Here is a 19,824-nt window from a genome sequence, read left to right as displayed (position 1 = left end):
TTCCTTCATGTCGGACTCATTGAGGGCTCACCGCCCGGGAGAACCCTCGATGACGTGACGTTGAACCTCCGCCTGGCGGCGGCCCTCTGCGTGGCGCTGTCCCTGTGCGCGCTGCTCGCGGTACCCGCGAACTTCCCCGCCCTCGGCGGTGACGCGCGCCTCACCCTCGCCGTGTTCGCGCTGGCCACGTGTGCCTGGATCGGTACGCCGATCGACGACACGTACATCGCGCTGGGCGCCGGACTCGCGCTGACCGCGACCGGCGTGATCAGCAGCGACACCCTCTTCGGCACCCTCGGCGACGACACGGTGTGGCTGCTGATCTGCGCCTTCGTGCTGGCGGCGGCGGTGGCCCGGACCGGACTCGCGGGGCGGGCGGCGGCGTTCCTGGTCGGCGGGGCGCGCAGCGTACGGCAGTTGGTGCATCTGACGACGGCCGCGCTGGTCGTGACGGCGTTCGCGGTGCCGGCCACGTCGGGCCGGGCGGCGCTGGCGCTGCCGGTGTTCCTGGCCCTCGCCAAGGCCCTCGCCGAACGGAAGCGACTGGTCGTGATGCTCGCGCTGCTGTTCCCGACCGTGATCCTGCTGTCGGCGGTGGCGACCCTGATCGGCGCGGGCGCGCATCTGATCACGGTGTCGGTGCTGTGGGAGGCGACCGGCGACCGGATCGGCTTCACCCAGTGGCTGCTGCTCGGCCTGCCGCTGGCGGTGACCTCCTCCCACCTGGCCGCCGAGACGGTCCTGTTGACGACGACCCGGCGCGCGGACCGCAAGGGCCCGGTCCACATCACCGCCGAGGAGATACAGCGGCACGCCGAGAGCCCGGTCACCGGCCCCTGGACGCAGGCGGAGAAGCGCTGCGCCGCGCTGCTGGCCACGGTGGTGACCCTGTGGTGCAGCGAGCCCCTGCACCATGTGTCGCCCGCGGTCGTGGCGCTGATCGGCGCGGTCGTCGCCTCCTCCCCCGCGCTCGGCACCGTACGGCTGAAGGACGCGCTGAAGACCGTGCCCTGGTCGCTGCTGCTGTTCATGGCGGCGACCATGGCGATGGGCGTCGCGCTCGCCGACTCCGGCGCGGCGAAGTGGCTGGTGTCGGGGCTGCCCGCACACGTCACGCCGGCCGTCTTCCTCGGGGTCGTGGTGGCGGTGAGCACGGCGGCCCACCTGGTCCTCCAGTCCCGCTCGGCCCGCTCCTCCGTCCTGGTCCCGCTGGTGATCGCCGCGGCCGCGGGCGCCGGGGTCAACCCGGTCGCCGCCGCGCTCGCCTCCACCGCCGCCGCCGGTTTCTGCCACACGCTCCCGGCCTCCGCCAAGCCGGTCACCCTCTTCTCCGACATCCCCGGCACCCCCACCTACACCCCGCGCGACCTGCTGCGGCTGTCCGCCGTCCTGGCGCCGCTGACCGCCGCCCTCGTGCTGTTCTTCGCCGCCGCCGTCTGGCCGCTGCTCGGCGTACCCGTGACCCGTTGAAGGAGCCCTCCATGTCCGCCACGTCCTCGATCCCCGCCGCGTCTTCCGTGCCCGCCGTGCCCGCCGTGCCCTCGCTGCTGAACCGTGTCGTCGTGGCCCCCAGCGGCTTCAAGGAGTCCCTGTCCGCGCAGGCCGCCGCCGACGCCATCGCGGAGGGTGTCCGCCGGGTCCTGCCGGACGCCGAGATCGACCGCATCCCGCTGGTGGACGGCGGCGAGGGCACCGCCGTCGCGCTGGCCGCCGCGACCGGCGGGCGGCTGGTCGCGCTGGCCGCCACCGGCCCGGTCGGCGAACCCGTCGGCACCCACTTCGCGCTGCTCGGCGCCCGGGACACGGCGGTGGTGGAGATGGCGGCCGTCGCGGGCCTCTCCCTGGTCCCCCGCGCCCTGCGCGACCCGGGTGCCACGACGACGTACGGCGTCGGCGAGCTGATCCGTGCCGCGCTGGACACCGGGGTGCGGCGCGTCCTGGTCGGCTGCGGCGACTCGGGTACGTCGGACGGGGGCGCGGGCGCGCTCCAGGCGCTCGGGGCCCGGCTGCTGGACGCGGACGGCTTCGAACTCCCGCACGGCGGCCGGGAGCTGAGCCGCCTCGCCCGCATCGACCCGTCCGGCCTCGACGCCCGGCTGAAGGACACCGAGTTGCTCGTCGCCTGCAACCCGTTCAACGTGCTGTGCGGCGAGCGGGGCGTGGCCCGGGTGTTCGGCCCGCAGAAGGGGGCGACGCCCGCGCAGGTCGAGGAGTTGTCGGCCGGCCTGGAGAACTGGGCACGTGTCCTCACCCGGGACCTCGGTGTCGTCGGCACCGACCTGCGCCACGGCCCCGGCACCGGCGCCTCCGGCGGGCTGGGCTCGGGGCTGGCCGCCGTCGGCGGGCGGCTGCTGCCCCGCTTCGACGTGCTGCTCGACCACCTCGACCTGGACGCCCGCCTCGCACGCGCCGACCTGGTGCTCACCGCCGAGGGCGCCCTGGACCACCAGACGCCGCGCGGCAAGGTCCCGGCCGAGGTCGCCCGCCGCGCCAAGCTCTACGGCCGTCCCGTCCTCGCCCTGGCCGGCACGCTCGGCGAGGGCGCGCACGAGGTGCCGGGGGTGGACGCCTTCCACGGCATCATGCCGGCGCCGATGGCCCTGGCGGACGCACTGCTGCGCGCCGCCGAACTCCTCACGGACGCCACGGAGCGGGCGCTGCGGATGATCCTGCTGGGGTCGCGGCTGCCGGGTCAGGCGGCCGTGCCGGCGGCCGCGGTACCGGCGGCGGACGTGTCGGGCACGCAACGCCCGTCCTCGGTCCGGTAGTTCCACCGGGCGCCGTCGTTCACCAGCTCCTTGACGGCGTTCACGAACCGCTCGACGTGCTCGTCCGGGGTGCCCGCACCGAAGCTCACGCGGATGGCGTTGAGGGACTTCTCCCCCGGCGCCGCCTCGGGGGCGCCGCACTCGCCCTGCGCCTGCGGGTCGCTGCCGAGCAGGGTGCGCACCAGCGGGTGGGCGCAGAACAGGCCGTCGCGCACCCCGATGCCGTACTCGGCGGAGAGCGCGGCGGCGAAGTGCGAGCTGTTCCAGCCCTCGACGACGAAGGAGAGCACGCCGACGCGGGGGGCGTCGTCGCCGAAGAGGGAGAGGATCCGCACCTGGGGCACCTCGGCGAGCCCGTCCCGCACCTTGCCGATCAGGTACTCCTCGCGGGCGACCAGCGTGTCGAACCCGGCCTCGGTGAGGGCCTTGCAGGCGGAGGCGATCGAGTAGGCGCCGATGACGTTGGGCGACCCGGCCTCGTGCCGCGCGGCGCTGTCGTGCCACTCCACGTCCACGCCGCCGTCGGCGCGCCGGGTGACCCTGCGGCTGGCGCCGCCGCCGGCGAGGTACGGCTCCGCCTCGCGCAGCCAGTCCGCGCGGCCGGCCAGCACACCGGAGCCGAAGGGGGCGTACAGCTTGTGCCCGGAGAAGGCCACCCAGTCGACGTCCAGGTCGGCCACGGAAACGGGGTGGTGCGGGGCGAGCTGCGCGGCGTCCAGCACGATCCGGGCACCGTGCGCGTGCGCGGCGGCGGCCAGTTCACGCACCGGCCACAGCTCGCCGGTGACGTTGGAGGCGCCGGTGACGCAGACCAGGGCGGGCCCGTAGGGCTCGCGGGCGGCGAGGGCGCGCTCCAGGGTCTCGACGGCCTGCGCCGGGGTGCGCGGGGCGTCCAGGTAGGTCACGTCGGCGTCCCGCCAGGGCAGCAGCGAGGCGTGGTGCTCGGTCTCGAAGACGAAGACCCGGCAGCCGGCGGGCAGGGCGGCGGCGAGCAGGTTCAGGGAGTCGGTGGTGGACCGGGTGAACACGACCTGGTCCCCTTCCCGGCATCCGAGGAACCCGGCGACGGTCTCCCGGGCGTTCTCGAACAGGTCGGTCGACAGCTGCGACAGGTACCCGGCCCCGCGGTGCACGCTGCCGTAGTAGGGGGCGTAGGCCGCCACGTCGTCCCAGACCCGCTGGAGCGCGGGCGCGCTGGCGGCGTAGTCGAGCGCGGCGTAGGTGACCTCCCCGCCGGTGACGAGCGGGACGGTGACATCACGGCCGAGAACGGGCAGCGGGGTGGCGACAGCGGTGGGTACGGACATGGCGGACTCCCGTGAGGACCAGCGCGCGGAAAGGCGCTGTGAAAGAGAAGAAGAAGGTGTGCGGAGGCGGGGCTCTGCGGCCCTATCGCATTCGCTGGTTCACGGGAGACTCCCTCGGACGACCCAGGACCCCTGGACCCACACTCTTCAAAGCGTGCGAGGGGTCCGCGCTTGCCGTGAACCTTGCTGTCCACGACCTGGTCTTCACCCGGGGCACCCCGCCACGGACGGAGGGTTGCCGGACAGTCGGCCGGGGCCTCATGACTGTCACTCATGACCTGACGAAAAACCTAGGGGAAATGATCGGCGCCCCGCAACCCGAGTCCGGATCGCGGGACGCACGTCACACGAGAAGGCGGCTACGCGTGGGTCGCCGCCACCCAGCGCTCCAGGGCCCGCCTGGCCGCGCCCGAGTCGACCGCCTCCGCGGCCCGGTCCATCCCGGCCCGGATCTGCTCGGTCAACGGCCCGTCGCCGGGCTCCAGCGCCACCAGGGCCGCCGCCGAGTTCAGCAGCACCGCGTCCCGCACCGGGCCCGTCTCGCCGGCCAGCAGGCGGCGGGCGACGTCGGCGTTGTAGGAGGCGTCGGCGCCGCGCAGCGCCTCCACCGGCACGAGCTGGAGGCCGACGTCCCGCGGGTCGAAGGTCTCCTCGGTCACCCGGCCGTCCCGCACGACCCACACCCGGGAGGTGGCCGTCGTGGTCAGCTCGTCGAGGCCGTCGTCGCCCCGGAAGACCAGGGACGAGTGGCCGCGTTCGGCGAAGACACCCGCGATGATCGGCGCCATCCGGGCGTGGGCGACCCCGATCGCCTGGGACTTCACCTTGGCGGGGTTGGTCAGCGGACCCAGGAAGTTGAACACGGTGCGGATGCCCAGTTGGCCTCGCGCCGCCGCCACGTGGCGCAGCGCCGGGTGGAACTTCACGGCGAAGCAGAAGGTGATGCCGGCCTCCTCGGCGACCTCCGCCACCCGCTTCGGCGTCAGCTCCAGGTTGACCCCGAGCTTCTCCAGGACGTCGGAGGCCCCGGACGCCGAGGAGGCGGCCCGGTTGCCGTGCTTGACGACCTTCGCGCCGGTACCGGCCACGACGATCGCCGACATGGTGGAGATGTTGACCGTCTTGGCGCCGTCGCCGCCGGTGCCGACGATGTCGACCGTCTCCCCCGGCACCTCGATCACGTTGGCGTGGGCGTACATGGTGCGGACGAGGCCGGAGATCTCCTCGACGGTCTCCCCCTTGGACCTGAGCGCCACCGCGAAGCCGGCGATCTGCGCGTCGGTCGCCTCGCCGCGCATGATCACGTCCAGCGCCCAGGCGGTGTCGTCCGCGGAGAGGTCCTGACCGTCCAGGAGTCCGTTCAGCAGGGCGGGCCAGGAGCGGCCCGCCGCGGTGTCGCCTCCAGCGGGGGTCACAGCGCTCATGAGCCGCTCCAGAATCGTGTGTATCGCGGAAAGGGAGTGTGGTCCCACGTGTGGTCCCACCCTATCCAGCCCCGGGCACGGCGAAGGGCCCCGTCCGCGGAACGGACGGGGCCCTTCGACCGTGGTGTGGCGACGCTGGAGGGTCAGTGGTGGCCGTGGCCGCTCGTGATCTCCTTGTACTCCTCGACGGTGGGCTTCGGAATCTGCGCGTCCTCGCCGTAGTAACCCTTGCTCAGCTTGGCGCGGAGCTTCTCCGTGCGCTTCACCTTGCGCCGGACGCCGTTCTCGTCGACCTCCGGGCCGATCTCGGCCGGCGTGTACTGCTCGTGCGCCGTGAGCGTGTGCAGCTGCTCCTGGCTGAGCGGCTCGTGCACCTCGATGAACTCACCGTGCGGCAGGCGCTTGATGATGCCCGACTCGCGGCCGTGCAGCACCTTGTCCCTGTCCCGGCGCTGGAGGCCGAGGCAGATCCGCTTGGTGACGATGAACGCGACGACCGGGGCGACGAAGAACCCGATGCGGACGAACCAGGTGATCGCGTTGATCGACAGGTGGAAGTGCGTGGCCCACAGGTCGTTGCCGCCGCCGATCAGCAGCACCATGTACCAGGTGATCCAGGCGACACCGAAGGCGGTCCGGGTCGGGGCGTTGCGCGGGCGGTCCAGGATGTGGTGCTCGCGCTTGTCGCCGGTGACCCAGGACTCGATGAACGGGTAGACCGCGATCGCCGCCAGGACCAGCGGGAAGATGACCAGCGGGACGAACACGCCCAGGACGAGCGTGTGACCCCAGAAGTTGATCTCCCAGCCGGGCATCACACGGATCAGGCCCTCGGAGAAGCCCATGTACCAGTCGGGCTGGGCGCCGGTGGAGACCATGTCCGGCCGGTAGGGACCGATGGCCCAGATCGGGTTGATCGTGGCGATGGCCGAGATGGCGGCGATCACACCGAAGACCAGGAAGAAGAAGCCTCCGGCCTTGGCCATGTACACCGGCAGCAGCGGCATGCCGACGACGTTCTTGTTGGTCTTGCCGGGACCCGCGAACTGCGTGTGCTTGTGGTAGAAGACCAGGATCAGGTGGCCGACCACCAGGCCGAGCATGATGCCCGGCAGCAGCAGGATGTGGATCGAGTAGAACCGGGCCACGAAGTCGTGGCCGGGGAACTCCCCGCCGAAGAGGAAGAACGAGATGTACGTGCCGACGATCGGCACGGACAGGATCGCGCCCTCCATGAAGCGGATACCGGTGCCCGAGAGCAGGTCGTCCGGGAGCGAGTAACCGGTGAAGCCGGTGAACATGCCGAGGACGAACAGCAGGAAGCCGAACAGCCAGTTGATCTCGCGCGGCTTGCGGAACGCGCCGGTGAAGAAGACGCGCATCATGTGCACGAACATGCCGGCGAGGAAGATCAGCGCCGCCCAGTGGTGGATCTGCCGGATGAGCAGACCACCGCGGACGTCGAAGCTGATCTCCAGCGTCGAGGCGTACGCCTCACTCATCAGCTGGCCCTGCAGCGGCACGTACGAGCCGTGGTACGTGACCTCGTTCATCGAGGGGTGGAAGAACAGCGTCAGGTACACACCCGTGAGGATGATGATGATGAAGCTGTAGAGGCAGACCTCACCCAGCATGAACGACCAGTGGTCGGGGAAGATCTTGCGCATATTGGCCTTGGCCAGGGAGTAGATCCCCAGCCGGCCGTCGGCCCAGTCGGCGACGCGCTCGCCGGCCGGTGCCTTCCCGCGAGAGCGGGGGGCTTCATTGGCTGTAGTGCTCATCCGCGCTCCCAGAAGGCAGGACCGACGGGCTCTTCGAAGTCGCCGAGCGCTTCGAGGTAACCCTCGTCGTTCACGCCGATGCGCAGCTGCGGCAGGGCGTGACCGGCGGGACCGAAGATCACCCGGGCGCCGTCGGCAAGGTCGAAGGTGGACTGGTGGCAGGGGCAGAGCGCGTGGTGCGTCTGCTGCTCGTACAGGGAGATCGGGCAACCGACATGGGTGCAGATCTTCGAGTACGCCACGATGCCCTCGTGCGACCACTCGAGTTCGCGCTTGTCCTTGATGGCCTCCGGCTCCAGCCGGATGATCATCAGGGCCGCCTTGGCGATCTCGGTCATGAACTCCTCGTCGTGCTCCTCCAGGCCCTCGGGCATGGCGAAGGTGAGGGAGCCCACCGCGACGTCCGAGGGACGCAGCGGCTCGTGGGTGTTCATGTTGACGAGCAGCTTGCCCTTGGACCACAGGGTGTGGCGGAGCTTGGTGCCGGGCAGCGGGCCGAGGTCGCGCAGCAGGACGACACCGGAGAGCGGCACCAGCGTGAGCGCGCCCAGCATCGTGTTGCGGATCAGCTTGCGGCGCCCGATCACGGACTCCTTGGCACCCTGCTTGAAGTCCGCGTGGACCTTGGCACGGGTCTCCGGGTCGGCCTCGATCGGGTGACGCTCGTCGGCGACCTCCTCGTCGGACATCAGGGTGCGGGCCCAGTGGACCGCGCCGGCGCCGATCGCGAACAGCGCGACGCCGAGCGTCATGCCGAGCGCGAAGTTCAGCGCACTGATGTGACCGAGCGGGAAGATGTAGACCGACTTGTCGACCGGGATCGCCACGAAGGAGGCGATGAAGCCGACAGTGGCCAGCATCGACAGCGTGAACAGCAGGGCGACCGTGCGCTCGGACCGCTTGGCGGCCCGCTCGTCGGTGTCCTGGATCCGGTGCTCGTGGGGCGGCAGACCCGGGTCGGCGAACGGGTTCTGCTCGTCCGCGGTGCGCACCGAGCCGTGCCCGTGCGGGGCGTCCTGCTCAGCGGGCAGGTTCTCTTCTGGAATGTCTTGGCTACTCATGACTTCTTGGCCTTTGCGGTCCGAGCGGCGACCCAGACGGCGACGGCGATCAGGGCGCCCAGTCCGAACACCCAGGCGAACAGACCTTCACTGACCGGACCCAGTCCGCCGAGGCTGAGGCCACCGGGCTCAACGGTGTCGTCGCTGTTGACCGCGTCCAGGTAGGCGATGATGTCCTTCTTGTTCTGCTCCGACATGGTGCTGTCGGGGAAGGAGGGCATGTTCTGCGGGCCGGTCAGCATGGCCTCGTAGATGTGCTTCGGGTCGACGTCCTCGAGGCTCGGCGCGTACTTGCCGTGCGTCAGGGCGCCGCCCTTGCCGGTGAAGTTGTGGCACTGCGCGCAGTTGTTGCGGAACAGCTCACCGCCCTTGGCGATGTCCGCACCCTCCGGGCCGTACTTCTCCTCCGACGGGATGGCCGGACCGGCACCCAGCGAGGCGATGTAGGCGGCCAGCTGGTCGATCTCGGCCTGCGAGTAGACGACCGGCTTTTCCGGGACCTGGGCGCCCGGCTGCTGGGCCGGCATACGGCCGGTGCCCACCTGGAAGTCGACGGCCGCGGCGCCGACGCCGACCAGGCTCGGACCGTCGGTGGTGCCCTGACCCCCGGTGCCGTGGCAACTGGCGCAGCCGACGGCGTAGAGCTTCTTGCCCTCGTCGATGGCGAGGGACTGGGCGGTTTCATCGGCCTGCGCCTTGTCCGCGGGTGCGAACACGGCGTACAGCCCCCCTGTGCATGCCAGCGCGAGGAGTAGGACGACGAGCGCCGCCAGCGGATGGCGTCGTCGTGCGGAGAGCTTTTTCACGGATTACCCCGGTGTCAGGATCTTCTGCGTCGATGCTTCTGGTATTGAGGCGGGTGCGCGCCGCGTCTACTTGATCATGTAGATCGTGGCGAAGAGGCCGATCCAGACGACATCGACGAAGTGCCAGTAATAGGACACGACAATGGCCGCGGTCGCCTGCTCGTGGGTGAACCTCCGGGCCGCGTAGGTGCGGCCGAGGACCAGCAGGAAGGCGATGAGACCGCCCGTCACGTGCAGTCCGTGGAAGCCGGTGGTCAGGTAGAACACCGAGCCGTACGGGTCCGACGAGAGCGAGAGGCCCTCGTGCTTGACCAGCTCGGTGTACTCGAACACCTGACCGCCGATGAAGATCGCACCCATGACGAAGGTGACGATGAACCACATCCGGAGCTTCTTCACGTCACCGCGCTCGGCCGCGAACACGCCGAGCTGGCAGGTGAGGGAGGAGAGCACCAGGATCGTGGTGTTCGTCGCGGAGAACGGGAAGTTCAGCGCGTCGGCCTTCTCGGACCAGAAGTCCGGGCCGGTCACCGATCGCAGGGTGAAGTACATCGCGAAGAGGGCCGCGAAGAACATCAGCTCGGAACTCAACCAGATGATGGTTCCGACGCTGGTGAGGTTCGGTCGATTGACCGACGGGTGCGCGTGCCCGGTTTCTACTGTCGTTGCTGTCGCCACGACCGACATTATGTCGGTCGCTTATCCCGCCCTCACCCCGGGGGGTGCCGTTCGGAGTGTCCGCCCCGTCTGTACTGCCCGTATGGCCCATCGAACGGCCCGTCGAAGCCGTGTCCGAACCAGTGTTGACGAGGTGTTCAAAGGAGTAGCATCCGGCGCGACGGGCTACGACTGTTTCACTGCGTATCGGAGGAAGCATGCAGCCGACCGCCACGGTGCTGGTCTACAGCGACGACTCCAACACCCGCGAGCAGGTGCGGCTGGCGACCGGTCGCCGGCCGGCTCCGGACGTGCCCGTGGTCGAGTTCCTGGAGTGCGCCACCCCGGCCGCCGCGATCAAGGAGCTGGACAAGGGCGGCATCGACGTCTGCGTCCTGGACGGCGAGGCGGTGCCCATGGGCGGCATGGGGCTGTGCCGGCAGATCAAGGACGAGGTCTTCCAGTGCCCGCCGGTGCTGCTGCTCATCGCCCGGCCGCAGGACGCGTGGCTGGCGACGTGGAGCCGCGCGGAGGCGGCTGTGACGCTGCCGGTGGAGCCGGTCGAGTTCGCGGGCGCGCTGGCCGCGCTGCTGCGGCAGAAGAGGCTGCAGGGCGTTTAGGGGCGCCTACTGGGCAGGGGCTGCGCGTCGTGTGGCGGAGTGCGGCCTGATCGTGGCTCGTCGCGCAGTTCCCCGCGCCCCTGGGTGGGTCACACCACCGTCGGCCGCAGCCGCGCCGCCTCCTGGGTGTTCGGGGCGTTGCCGGTGCCGGCCATCAGGGCGCTGCCCGTGCGCCATTTGTTCCAGTCCAGGTTCCAGTCACCGAAGCCGTTGCCGAAGGCCTCCATCGTCTCGCCCTCGGAGTTGACCACCTCGACGAGGTCGCCCTCCTGGACGACGCCGAAGAACCACTCGGCGTTGGCGGTGCTCATGCCGACGCAGCCGTGGCTGACGTTGGCCAGGCCCTGGGAGCCGACCGACCAGGGGGCGGCGTGCACGTACTCGCCGCTCCAGGTGACCCGGGTGGCGAAGTACACGGGCAGGTCGTACGACTCCGAGGAGCCCTCGGCGATGCCGACGGTGCTGCTGCGCATGCGTACGAAGGGTTCCTTGCCCAGGACGACCTTGACGCCGTTGCGGGTCTCGAAGCCGGGCTTGCCCGAGGTGACGGGGATCTGCTTGATCTCCTGGCCGTCCCGGTAGACCGTCAGCGTGTGCGCGGCGGCGTCGGTGACGGCCACGACGCGGTCGTCCGTGGTGATCTCCAGGGGCTTGGCGGTGCCGCCCCACATCCGGTCGCCGATCTTGATGCCGTCGAGGGTGCTGCGGACCTGGACGGTGGCGTGGGCGGGCCAGTACTCCTTGGGCCGGTAGTGGAGCTTCTTGTCGTCCACCCAGTGCCAGGCGCCCTCCACGGCCGGCGTGGAGTCCACCTTCAGGGCGCGTTCCACTATGGCCCGCTGGGCCGGGTCCGCGACCGGCTGGCTCAGTTCCGCGGTGACGGGCTGGCCGACGCCGTACGCGCCCGCCTTGGGCCCGAAGGAGACGTCCAGGGTCTTCTTGGAGCTGGGCAGTCCGGTCTCGAAGGTGAGGACCTTGCGGCCGGGCGCGCCGTCGCCGTCCTCGGTGCTCACCCGGACCGTGTAGCTGGCGCCCGCGGCCAGCGGTGAGGTGCTGTGCCAGCGGGCTCCGTCGGCGGAGAGTTCGCCCGCGACGTAGCGGCCCGCCGCGTCCAAGGCCGTGACGTCCGTGATGCGCCCGTCGGCGCCCTCGGCGACGACCTCCAGGGGTTTGTCGGGGTCGGCCTTCTTCCCGGCGTCCGTGGGGCCGTTGAAGGAGATCTGGCCGGCCGCGTCGTAGGGCGAGGCGGACAGCGGGTTGTCGTCGTCGCCGCTGCAGGCGGTGACGGACGCGCCGAGGGCCATCACCAGCAGGGTGCAGCCGACGACCGTACGCCCCCGCGCCTGGAAGTGAACCGTGTCGCTCATGACCTCACGCTAGGGAGCCACGTCAACGACGGCACGGTGGGTAACCCGGACGAGTGAGGCGGGTACGGCATACGAAGGAGCCCGGACGCTCCTGACGGAGTGTCCGGGCCCCTAGGCGCTCGGCGCGTGCTACTGGGTGCGGTTCTCACCGCGGTAGTACTCGAAGACCCAGCCGAACAGACCCACGAGAAGGATCGGTGCCGAGAAGTACATGATCCACCAGCCGACCGCCACGCCCAGGAAGGCGAGCGCTCCGCCGAACCCGAGCGCCAGCGGCTGCCAGCTGTGCGGGCTGAAGAACCCGATCTCCCCGGCGTCGTCCGCGACGTCCGCTTCCTTGTTGTCCTGGGCACCGGCGTCGACCCGCTTGGCCGTGAAGGCCAGGTAGAAGCCGATCATGATGGACAGGCCGAAGGCCAGGAAGAGGGCCGTGGTGCCGGCCGGCTCCATCGACCAGTAGCCGTAGACGATCGCGACGGCCAGGATGAAGACGCTCAGCCAGATGAAGAGCTGTCCCTGGATCTTCACTTCCCGGCCTCCTTGCCGCCGGCGAGGGTCTTCTCACCGTGACCGACGTTCTCGAGCTGGTCGATCGCCGAGACCTCCGGGTGGTGCAGGTCGAAGGCGGGGGATTCACTGCGGATGCGCGGCAGCGTGAGGAAGTTGTGCCGCGGCGGCGGGCAGGAGGTCGCCCACTCCAGCGAACGGCCGTAGCCCCACGGGTCGTCCACGTTGACCGGCTTGCCGTACTTGGCCGTCTTCCAGATGTTGTAGAAGAACGGCAGCAGCGACATGCCGAGCAGGAACGAGCTGATCGTCGAGATCGTGTTCAGGGCGGTGAAGCCGTCGGCCGCCAGGTAGTCGGCGTACCGGCGCGGCATGCCCTCGGCACCCAGCCAGTGCTGGACGAGGAAGGTGCCGTGGAAGCCGATGAACAGCGTCCAGAAGGTGATCTTGCCGAGGCGCTCGTCCAGCAGCTTGCCGGTGAACTTCGGCCACCAGAAGTGGAAGCCGGCGAACATCGCGAACACCACCGTGCCGAACACCACGTAGTGGAAGTGCGCCACCACGAAGTACGAGTCCGAGACGTGGAAGTCCAGCGGCGGCGAGGCCAGGATGACACCGGTCAGACCACCGAAGAGGAAGGTGATCAGGAAGCCGGTGGACCACAGCATCGGTGTCTCGAAGCTGAGTGATCCCTTCCACATGGTGCCGATCCAGTTGAAGAACTTCACACCGGTCGGGACCGCGATCAGGAAGGTCATGAAGGAGAAGAACGGCAACAGCACGCCGCCCGTGACGTACATGTGGTGCGCCCACACCGTCACCGACAGACCGGCGATCGCGATCGTCGCGGCGATCAGACCCATGTAGCCGAAGATCGGCTTCCGGGAGAAGACCGGGATGATCTCACTGACGATGCCGAAGAACGGCAACGCGATGATGTACACCTCTGGATGCCCGAAGAACCAGAACAAGTGCTGCCACAGCAACGCTCCGCCGTTGGCCGAGTCGAAGATGTGCGCACCGAACTTGCGGTCCGCCTCCAGCGCGAACAGGGCCGCGGCCAGCACCGGGAAGGCCAGCAGGACCAGCACACCGGTCAGCAGCACGTTCCAGGTGAAGATCGGCATGCGGAACATGGTCATGCCCGGCGCGCGCATGCAGATGATCGTGGTGATGAAGTTGACCGAGCCGAGGATGGTGCCGAAGCCGGAGAAGGCCAGACCCATGATCCACAGGTCACCGCCGATACCCGGCGAGTGCACCGCGTCGGACAGCGGCGAGTAGGCGAACCAGCCGAAGTCGGCCGCGCCCTGCGGGGTCAGGAACCCGCCCACCGCGATCGTCGAGCCGAACAGGTACAGCCAGTAGGCGAACATGTTCAGCCGCGGGAAGGCCACGTCCGGCGCGCCGATCTGCAGCGGCATGATCCAGTTCGCGAAGCCGGCGAACAGCGGCGTCGCGAACATCAGCAGCATGATCGTGCCGTGCATCGTGAACGCCTGGTTGAACTGCTCGTTCGACATGATCTGCAGACCCGGCCGGGCCAGCTCGGCGCGCATGAAGAGCGCCATCACGCCGCCGATCACGAAGAACGCGAACGACGTCACCAGATACAGCGTGCCGATCGTCTTGTGGTCAGTGGTCGTCAACCACTTGATCACGACGTTGCCGGGCTGCTTGCGCCGTACCGGCAGCTCGTTCTCGTACGAGTCCTCCGCTGCCGAGGCACCCTGGGGTTCGTTGAGGATGCTCACAGGTTGTTCGTCTCCCGGTTCTTCTCGTGGCTCGTCTGCGCGATGCCCGCGGGAACGTAACCGGTCTGCCCCTTCTTCACGAGGTCCTGGAGGTGCTGCTCGTAGCGCTCCGGGGAGACGACCTTCACGTTGAACAGCATCCGGGAGTGGTCGACACCGCACAGCTCGGCGCACTTGCCGAGGAAGGTGCCCTCCTTGTTGGGGGTCACCTCGAAGGCATTGGTGTGGCCCGGGATGACGTCCTGCTTCATGAGGAACGGCACCACCCAGAAGGAGTGGATGACGTCACGCGAGGTCAGGACGAAGCGGACCGTCTTGCCCTTGGGGAGCCAGAGGGTCGGGCCGGGGTTGCCGGTCTGCGGGTTCTCCGTGCCGGGGACACCGCAGTCGTAGGTGCCGCCGGCGTTCGCCGGGAAGTCCTCCTTGAACCGGTCCGGGATCGCGGCCAGTTCCTTGGAGGTCTTGGCGTCGCCGGTGGAACCGTCGACGCTCTCGACGTAGTTGAAGCACCAGCTCCACTGGAAGCCGACCACGTTGACCGTGAGGTCGGGCTTCTTCTTGAGGCTCATGAGCTCGGACTCGTCACGGGCGGTGAAGTAGAACAGCACCGAGACGATGACGAGCGGAACAATGGTGTACAGCGCCTCGATGGGCAGGTTGTACCTGTTCTGCGGAGGAACTTCGACCTTGGTGCGGGTGCGCCGGTGGAAGAAGCAACTCCACAGGATCAGGCCCCACACCAGCACGCCGGTGGCCAGCGCGGCTGCCCAGGAGCCCTGCCACAGGGAGAGGATCCGCGGAGCCTCTTCCGTGGTTGGGGTGGGCATGCCGAGGCGGGGGAAGTCCTCGTATGTGCAACCGGTGGCGGTCGCCAGGACCAGGCCCGCGGTCAGTGCCTGCAGCAGCTTCCGCCGCATCGGGCGCCGCGGCGAGCGGTCGGAGCCGTTGGGACTCACGTAGCGCCTTCCCGAGAGTCTCGCCCGCGCTGTTCGGCTGCGGCCTTCTCGCTGGTCGGTCGCCGCCCTGCGTCGGGCAGGGGTTTGATGTTTATGCGGACCAAACCCTAGCCGACGCCCTCCGGGGGGTCGCGGGGAGGGTGGCATACGCGCCGGGGGGCACCCTGAAAGGGTGGGGTCGGGCGCCTGCGGGGGGTGCGAGCTGGGGTTGTTCGGCGGCTGACGGTTCGTCGTGGTTGCTCGCGCAGTTCCCCGCGCCCCTTGGCGGCGCTTCCCTGCCGGACGTCATAGCGTTGCTGTGTGGCCTACTTCGACGCTGCTTCCGCCGTTCCTCTCCATCCCGTTGCCCGGCAGGCCCTTCAGGCCTCCCTCGACGAAGGGTGGGCCGATCCCGCTCGGCTCTACCGGGAAGGGCGGCGGGCCCGGATGCTGCTCGATGCTGCCCGGGAGGCGGCCGCGGAGGCCGTGGGGTGTCGGGCGGACGAGTTGGTGTTCACCCCTTCGGGGACGCGGGCGGTGCATTCGGGGGTCGCGGGAGCGCTGGCCGGGCGTCGGCGCGTCGGAGCCCACCTGATCGTGTCAGCGGTCGAACACTCCTCCGTATTGCATGCGGCCGAAGTGCACGAGGCCGGCGGCGGGACGGTCACGCAGGTGCCCGTGGCCCGGACGGGGGCGGTGGACCCGGCGGCGTACGCGGCCGCCCTGCGCGGCGACACCGCGCTGGCCTGCCTCCAGTCGGCCAACCACGAGGTGGGCACCGAGCAGCCGGTGGCGGAGGTCGCCGAGAGCTGCCGGGCGGCGGGCGTGCCGCTGCTGGTGGACGCGGCGCAGTCGCTGGCGTGGGGGAAGGTGCCGGGCGACTGGGCCATGCTCGCGGCCAGTGCCCACAAGTGGGGCGGGCCGTCCGGGGTCGGGCTGCTCGTCGTGCGGAAAGGGGTGCGGTTCGCGCCGCAAGGGCCCGGGGACGAGCGGGAGTCGGGGCGGGCGCCCGGTTTCGAGAACCTGCCCGCCATCGTGGCCGCGGCGGCGTCGCTGCGGGCGGTGCGGGCCGAGGCGGCCGAGGAGGCGGCCCGGCTGCGGGGGCTGACGGAGCGGATCCGGGCGCGGGTGCCGGCTCTGGTGCCGGACGTGGAGGTGGTCGGCGATCCGGTGCGCCGGCTGCCCGGCACCGTCACCTTCTCGTGTCTCTATGTCGACGGGGAGACCCTGCTGCACGAACTGGACCGTGCCGGTTTCTCGGTCTCCTCCGGGTCGTCCTGCACGAGCAGCACCCTGATGCCGAGCCACGTCCTGAAGGCGATGGGGGTGCTCAGCGAGGGCAACGTCCGGGTGTCGCTGCCGCCGGGGACGCCGCCCGAGGACGTCGAACGGTTCCTGGAGGTGCTGCCGGGCACGGTGGCCGCGGTGCGGGAGAGGCTGGGGGCGCCGGTGGCCACGGAGGCCGTCCCGGAGACCGGGGGCGACCTCGTCGTGGACGCGATCGGCCGGCGCTGCCCCATCCCGGTGATCGAGCTGGCCAAGGTCATCGGCGACGTGCCCGTCGGGGGCACGGTGCGCGTCCTGTCCGACGACGAGGCGGCCCGCCTGGACATCCCGGCGTGGTGCGAGATGCGGGGGCAGGAGTACGTGGGCGAGGAGCCGGCGGAGAAGGGAACGGCCTACCTGGTCCGCCGGTCGACCTGAACGGCACCCTCACCCGGCGATTCAGCCCAGGTGCGCCTGGACCTCCTCCGCCGCCTCGTCCCCGTACGCCTTGGTGAACCGCTCCATGAAGTGCCCGCGGCGCAGCTGGTACTCCTGCGTCCCCACCGTCTCGATGACGAGCGTCGCCAGCATGCAGCCCACCTGCGCCGCCCGCTCCAGCGACACTCCCCACGCCAGTCCCGACAGGAACCCCGCGCGGAAGGCGTCGCCCACGCCGGTCGGGTCGGCCTTGCGCTCCTCGTCCGGCACGCCGACCTCGACGGTCGGCTCGCCGACCCGCTCGATGCGGACGCCCCGCGCGCCGAGGGTGGTGACGCGGTGGCCGACGCGGCCGAGGATCTCCTCGTCCGTCCAGCCGGTCTTGGTCTCGATGAGGCCCTTCTCGTACTCGTTGGAGAAGAGGTAGGTCGCCCCGTCCAGCAGTATCCGGATCTCGTCGCCGTTCATCCGGGCGATCTGCTGGGAGAAGTCGGCGGCGAACGGGATGGACCGGGCGCGGCACTCCTCGGTGTGCCGGAGCATCGCCTCCGGGTCGTCGGCGCCGATGGAGACCAGGTCGAGGCCGCCCACCCGGTCGGCGACGGTCTTCAGCTCGATGAGGCGGGCCTCGCTCATCGCGCCCGTGTAGAACGAGCCGATCTGGTTGTGGTCGGCGTCGGTGGTGCAGACGAAGCGGGCGGTGTGCAGGGTCTCGGAGATGCGCACCGAGCCGGTGTCGACGCCGTGCCGGTCCAGCCAGGCCCGGTACTCGTCGAAGTCCGAGCCGGCCGCGCCGACCAGGATCGGCCGGGTGCCGAGCTGGCCCATGCCGAAGGCGATGTTGGCGGCGACGCCGCCCCGGCGTACGTCGAGCTGGTCGACCAGGAAGGAGAGCGAGACCGTGTGCAGTTGGTCCGCGACGAGCTGGTCGGAGAAGCGGCCGGGGAAGGTCATGAGGTGGTCGGTGGCGATGGAGCCGGTGACTGCGATGCGCACGGCGTGGACTCTCTCCTGAAGGGGAGGCGGGTTGACAGTTCACGCTACCCGGGAGAGCCCCGGGTCCGAAGCAGGCAAAACTACCCGGTAGTACAACTTTCTTCACGGTCCGGGACGTGCCTACGGTTCTGTTATGACGAACCTGACGAGGACCGCCGACCCCGCCCCGGCCGACCTGGACGGCGACCTGGCGTCGCTGCGCGGCGACTGCGCGCGGATGACCCCGCGCTGGGAGGCGCCGGCCCACGCCGCCACCCGTCCCGTCCCCGTCTCCCTCATCCACGGCGTGCGGGTGCCCCGGACGTCGGCACGGTTGCTGGACGCGATGTCGGACTACGGGGACTGAGGTCCGTCCGGCGACTTCGAGGCCGTTCGGGCGGCGCGTGACGTCGCCGGGAACCGGATCCTCCCCCACCGCGTCCCATCGCTGTCCCCAGTAACAGCCGAAGGAGCGATGCGGTGAACACCGAGCGACCCGACAACGACGACGCAGGCGCCGCCGACGAGGCCGGCACCGGGCGTCCCGCGCGGCGGCGTCCCCGGGCGGTCGCCGTCGCCTCCGTCGCCGCCGCCGTGCTGTTGGTCGGGACCGGCGGCGCCTATCTGGCGACGTCGGCCTCCGGCGGCGGCCCGGACGGCGGTACGGCCTCCGGGGCGTCCGGCGACGACACTCCCCCGCCGCTGGCCCTGGACGACCACGGGGCGCCGTCCCAAAGCGGCGGTACGAACGGCATCGCGCCCGGGGAGCCCAACCCGTACGGCGTCACCTACCGCGCCGACGGCTCGCTGCCCGACGGCCCCGGCTCGGCGCCCGTGTACCGGGCGAAGGGCGAGGTCACCGAGGCGGAGGTGGCCCGGCTGGCCGAGGCGCTCGGGGTCGACGGGGCGCCGCGCGTGCAGGGCGAGGCGTGGAAGGTCGGCAACGCCAACGACGGTTCGGGTCCGCTGCTGACGGTGAACACGCAGGCCCCGGGCACCTGGACGTTCCACCGCTACCCGCCCGGTACCGACAACTGCAAGAAGGGCGCCGTGTGCAAGGCCCCGTCCGCCGACGGGGACCCGGTGAGCGAGGCGGCCGCGAAGAAGGCGGCGGCGCCGGTGCTGAAGGCGCTGGGCCAGGACGACGCCAAGCTGGACGCGGGCCAGGTCATGGGCGCCCGGCGGGCCGTGAACGCCGAACCCGAGGTCGGCGGGCTGCCCACGTACGGCTGGACGACCGGTGTGGTCGTCGGCGCGCGGGGCGATGTGGTCGGCGGCAGCGGTCAGGTGAAGGCGCCGGTCAAGGGGGACACGTATCCCGTCCTGGGCGCGGAGGAAACGCTGGCGCTGCTGAACGCGCCGGGCGGCGGCTCCGGCGCCGGCATCGGGGGCTGCGCGAGCCCCGTACCGCATCAGGACGGCGCGGACACGCCCTGCGAGCCGCCGACGGGCACTCCGAAGAAGCCGGAGAAGCCGCAGCAGCCGGAGAAGCAGACGATCACGGTCGAGGACGCGGTGTTCGGGCTGGCCGCGCATCCGGTGCAGGGGCGGCAGACGCTGGTGCCGTCGTGGCTGTTCGAGGTGCGGGCGCCGGGCACGCGGGACGCCTTCACGGTGACGTATCCGGCGGTCGACCCGGAGTACCTGACCTCCGCGGCCCCCGCCTCACCGTCCCCGGCCCCGTCCGACGAGCCGTCCTCGGCGCCGGGTGAGCCCCGCGACGTCGAGGTGAGCGGCTACACGGCCGCGGGCGGGGAGCTGACCGTGCACTTCACGGGCGGGGTGTGCTCCGACTACGAGGCGAAGGCGAAGGAGAGCGCGGGCAAGGTGACCGTCACGGTGACCGAGACCCCGCATCCGGAGAAGGTCTGCATCCTGATCGCCAAGGAGTACGAGCGGACGGTGCCGCTCGACGATCCGCTCGGCGACCGGACGGTCGTGGGCTCGGACGGCGAGGAGATCCCGCCGCACAAGCCGGGCGCGCGGCTGCCGGCGCCGTCCGGGGGGCGGTGACGGCGATCCCGTAGCCGGGCCGGTGACGGCGATCCCGTAGGCGGGCAGGCAAGAGGGCGGCGGCCCGGGGTCGGTCCCGGGCCGCCGCCCTCTTACGACTGTGGCGTGTCCGCCGCGCGGCTTGATCCGCCGGACAGGCTCGGCT

Annotated in this window: 17 protein-coding genes and 1 riboswitch; of the genes, 6 read left to right on the top strand and 11 right to left on the bottom strand. The window is 70.6% G+C overall.

The window, feature by feature from the left end; genetic code table 11:
- Positions 1 to 54: 54 nt before the first annotated feature.
- Both RI578_RS28575 and RI578_RS28570 read left to right on the top strand, forming a co-directional pair.
- Positions 55 to 1,470, top strand: a complete 1,416-nt coding sequence (locus RI578_RS28575; RefSeq protein ID WP_310873755.1) for an SLC13 family permease — start codon at positions 55 to 57, stop codon at positions 1,468 to 1,470.
- Positions 1,471 to 1,544: 74 nt separating this feature from the next.
- The gene (locus tag RI578_RS28570; RefSeq protein WP_310875881.1) at positions 1,545 to 2,768 is read left to right on the top strand and encodes a glycerate kinase; all 1,224 of its coding nucleotides are present in this window, start codon (positions 1,545 to 1,547) and stop codon (positions 2,766 to 2,768) included.
- Here RI578_RS28570 and RI578_RS28565 read toward each other — a convergent pair.
- From RI578_RS28565 to RI578_RS28540, 6 genes are all read right to left on the bottom strand, one after another.
- Complete coding sequence (locus RI578_RS28565; RefSeq protein ID WP_310873754.1) at positions 2,693 to 4,075, bottom strand: aminotransferase class V-fold PLP-dependent enzyme; 1,383 nt, start codon at positions 4,073 to 4,075, stop codon at positions 2,693 to 2,695. The genes RI578_RS28570 and RI578_RS28565 overlap by 76 nt on opposite strands.
- A 162-nt stretch (positions 4,076 to 4,237) precedes the next feature.
- Positions 4,238 to 4,354, bottom strand: a riboswitch (SAM riboswitch).
- 80 nt (positions 4,355 to 4,434) lie between these two features.
- Complete coding sequence (trpD, locus tag RI578_RS28560) at positions 4,435 to 5,499, bottom strand: anthranilate phosphoribosyltransferase (RefSeq protein WP_310873753.1); 1,065 nt, start codon at positions 5,497 to 5,499, stop codon at positions 4,435 to 4,437.
- 143 nt (positions 5,500 to 5,642) lie between these two features.
- On the bottom strand, positions 5,643 to 7,280 hold the full coding sequence (locus RI578_RS28555; protein ID WP_310873752.1) for a cytochrome bc complex cytochrome b subunit: 1,638 nt from the start codon (positions 7,278 to 7,280) through the stop codon (positions 5,643 to 5,645).
- On the bottom strand, positions 7,277 to 8,341 hold the full coding sequence (locus RI578_RS28550) for a Rieske 2Fe-2S domain-containing protein (RefSeq protein ID WP_310873751.1): 1,065 nt from the start codon (positions 8,339 to 8,341) through the stop codon (positions 7,277 to 7,279). Before RI578_RS28550 ends, RI578_RS28555 begins: the two co-directional genes overlap by 4 nt.
- The gene (locus tag RI578_RS28545; protein ID WP_310873750.1) at positions 8,338 to 9,147 is read right to left on the bottom strand and encodes a c-type cytochrome; all 810 of its coding nucleotides are present in this window, start codon (positions 9,145 to 9,147) and stop codon (positions 8,338 to 8,340) included. Before RI578_RS28545 ends, RI578_RS28550 begins: the two co-directional genes overlap by 4 nt.
- Before the next feature lie 66 nt (positions 9,148 to 9,213).
- Positions 9,214 to 9,834 (bottom strand): heme-copper oxidase subunit III, encoded by a 621-nt coding sequence (locus tag RI578_RS28540; protein ID WP_029393865.1) that lies wholly within the window; start codon positions 9,832 to 9,834, stop codon positions 9,214 to 9,216.
- Positions 9,835 to 10,022: 188 nt separating this feature from the next.
- On the opposite strand from RI578_RS28540, the gene RI578_RS28535 reads away from it, so the two are divergent.
- Positions 10,023 to 10,424: a hypothetical protein gene (locus tag RI578_RS28535; RefSeq protein WP_310873749.1), complete on the top strand. Its 402-nt coding sequence runs from the start codon at positions 10,023 to 10,025 to the stop codon at positions 10,422 to 10,424.
- Positions 10,425 to 10,513: 89 nt separating this feature from the next.
- Here RI578_RS28535 and RI578_RS28530 read toward each other — a convergent pair whose 3' ends face one another.
- From RI578_RS28530 to coxB, 4 genes are all read right to left on the bottom strand, one after another.
- Positions 10,514 to 11,791 carry an Ig-like domain-containing protein gene (locus tag RI578_RS28530; protein WP_310873748.1) on the bottom strand — a complete coding sequence of 426 codons (1,278 nt, stop codon included), beginning with the start codon at positions 11,789 to 11,791 and terminating at the stop codon, positions 10,514 to 10,516.
- Positions 11,792 to 11,920: 129 nt separating this feature from the next.
- The gene (locus RI578_RS28525) at positions 11,921 to 12,319 is read right to left on the bottom strand and encodes a cytochrome c oxidase subunit 4 (protein ID WP_310873747.1); all 399 of its coding nucleotides are present in this window, start codon (positions 12,317 to 12,319) and stop codon (positions 11,921 to 11,923) included.
- Complete coding sequence (gene ctaD, locus RI578_RS28520; RefSeq protein WP_310873746.1) at positions 12,316 to 14,052, bottom strand: cytochrome c oxidase subunit I; 1,737 nt, start codon at positions 14,050 to 14,052, stop codon at positions 12,316 to 12,318. Before ctaD ends, RI578_RS28525 begins: the two co-directional genes overlap by 4 nt.
- Positions 14,049 to 15,008, bottom strand: a complete 960-nt coding sequence (gene coxB / locus RI578_RS28515) for a cytochrome c oxidase subunit II (protein WP_310873745.1) — start codon at positions 15,006 to 15,008, stop codon at positions 14,049 to 14,051. Before coxB ends, ctaD begins: the two co-directional genes overlap by 4 nt.
- A 300-nt stretch (positions 15,009 to 15,308) precedes the next feature.
- On the opposite strand from coxB, the gene RI578_RS28510 reads away from it, so the two are divergent.
- Positions 15,309 to 16,691, top strand: a complete 1,383-nt coding sequence (locus tag RI578_RS28510; RefSeq protein ID WP_310873744.1) for an aminotransferase class V-fold PLP-dependent enzyme — start codon at positions 15,309 to 15,311, stop codon at positions 16,689 to 16,691.
- 21 nt (positions 16,692 to 16,712) lie between these two features.
- On the opposite strand, the gene RI578_RS28505 is transcribed toward RI578_RS28510, so the two are convergent.
- Positions 16,713 to 17,687 (bottom strand): carbohydrate kinase family protein, encoded by a 975-nt coding sequence (locus RI578_RS28505; protein WP_121746605.1) that lies wholly within the window; start codon positions 17,685 to 17,687, stop codon positions 16,713 to 16,715.
- Between the two features lie 133 nt (positions 17,688 to 17,820).
- Between RI578_RS28505 and RI578_RS28500 the strand changes: the two genes are divergently transcribed.
- Both RI578_RS28500 and RI578_RS28495 read left to right on the top strand, forming a co-directional pair.
- Positions 17,821 to 18,033 carry a hypothetical protein gene (locus RI578_RS28500; protein ID WP_310873743.1) on the top strand — a complete coding sequence of 71 codons (213 nt, stop codon included), beginning with the start codon at positions 17,821 to 17,823 and terminating at the stop codon, positions 18,031 to 18,033.
- Between the two features lie 113 nt (positions 18,034 to 18,146).
- Positions 18,147 to 19,679, top strand: a complete 1,533-nt coding sequence (locus tag RI578_RS28495; protein WP_310873742.1) for a hypothetical protein — start codon at positions 18,147 to 18,149, stop codon at positions 19,677 to 19,679.
- The last annotated feature ends 145 nt before the right edge of the window (positions 19,680 to 19,824 follow it).

The organism is Streptomyces sp. BB1-1-1 (assembly GCF_031597775.1).
GTDB classification, from domain to species: Bacteria; Actinomycetota; Actinomycetes; order Streptomycetales; family Streptomycetaceae; genus Streptomyces; species Streptomyces thinghirensis.
Note: the sequence above shows the minus strand (reverse complement) of the source record. Positions and strands in the feature narration are given on the sequence as shown.

Coding starts and splice junctions, on each gene's coding strand:
- RI578_RS28565 (WP_310873754.1), bottom strand. CDS start 4,075: ATGTCCGTACCCACCGCTGTCGCCACCCCGCTGCCCGTTCTCGGCCGT.
- trpD (WP_310873753.1), bottom strand. CDS start 5,499: ATGAGCGCTGTGACCCCCGCTGGAGGCGACACCGCGGCGGGCCGCTCC.
- RI578_RS28555 (WP_310873752.1), bottom strand. CDS start 7,280: ATGAGCACTACAGCCAATGAAGCCCCCCGCTCTCGCGGGAAGGCACCG.
- RI578_RS28550 (WP_310873751.1), bottom strand. CDS start 8,341: ATGAGTAGCCAAGACATTCCAGAAGAGAACCTGCCCGCTGAGCAGGAC.
- RI578_RS28540 (WP_029393865.1), bottom strand. CDS start 9,834: ATGTCGGTCGTGGCGACAGCAACGACAGTAGAAACCGGGCACGCGCAC.
- RI578_RS28535 (WP_310873749.1), top strand. CDS start 10,023: ATGCAGCCGACCGCCACGGTGCTGGTCTACAGCGACGACTCCAACACC.
- RI578_RS28530 (WP_310873748.1), bottom strand. CDS start 11,791: ATGAGCGACACGGTTCACTTCCAGGCGCGGGGGCGTACGGTCGTCGGC.
- RI578_RS28500 (WP_310873743.1), top strand. CDS start 17,821: ATGACGAACCTGACGAGGACCGCCGACCCCGCCCCGGCCGACCTGGAC.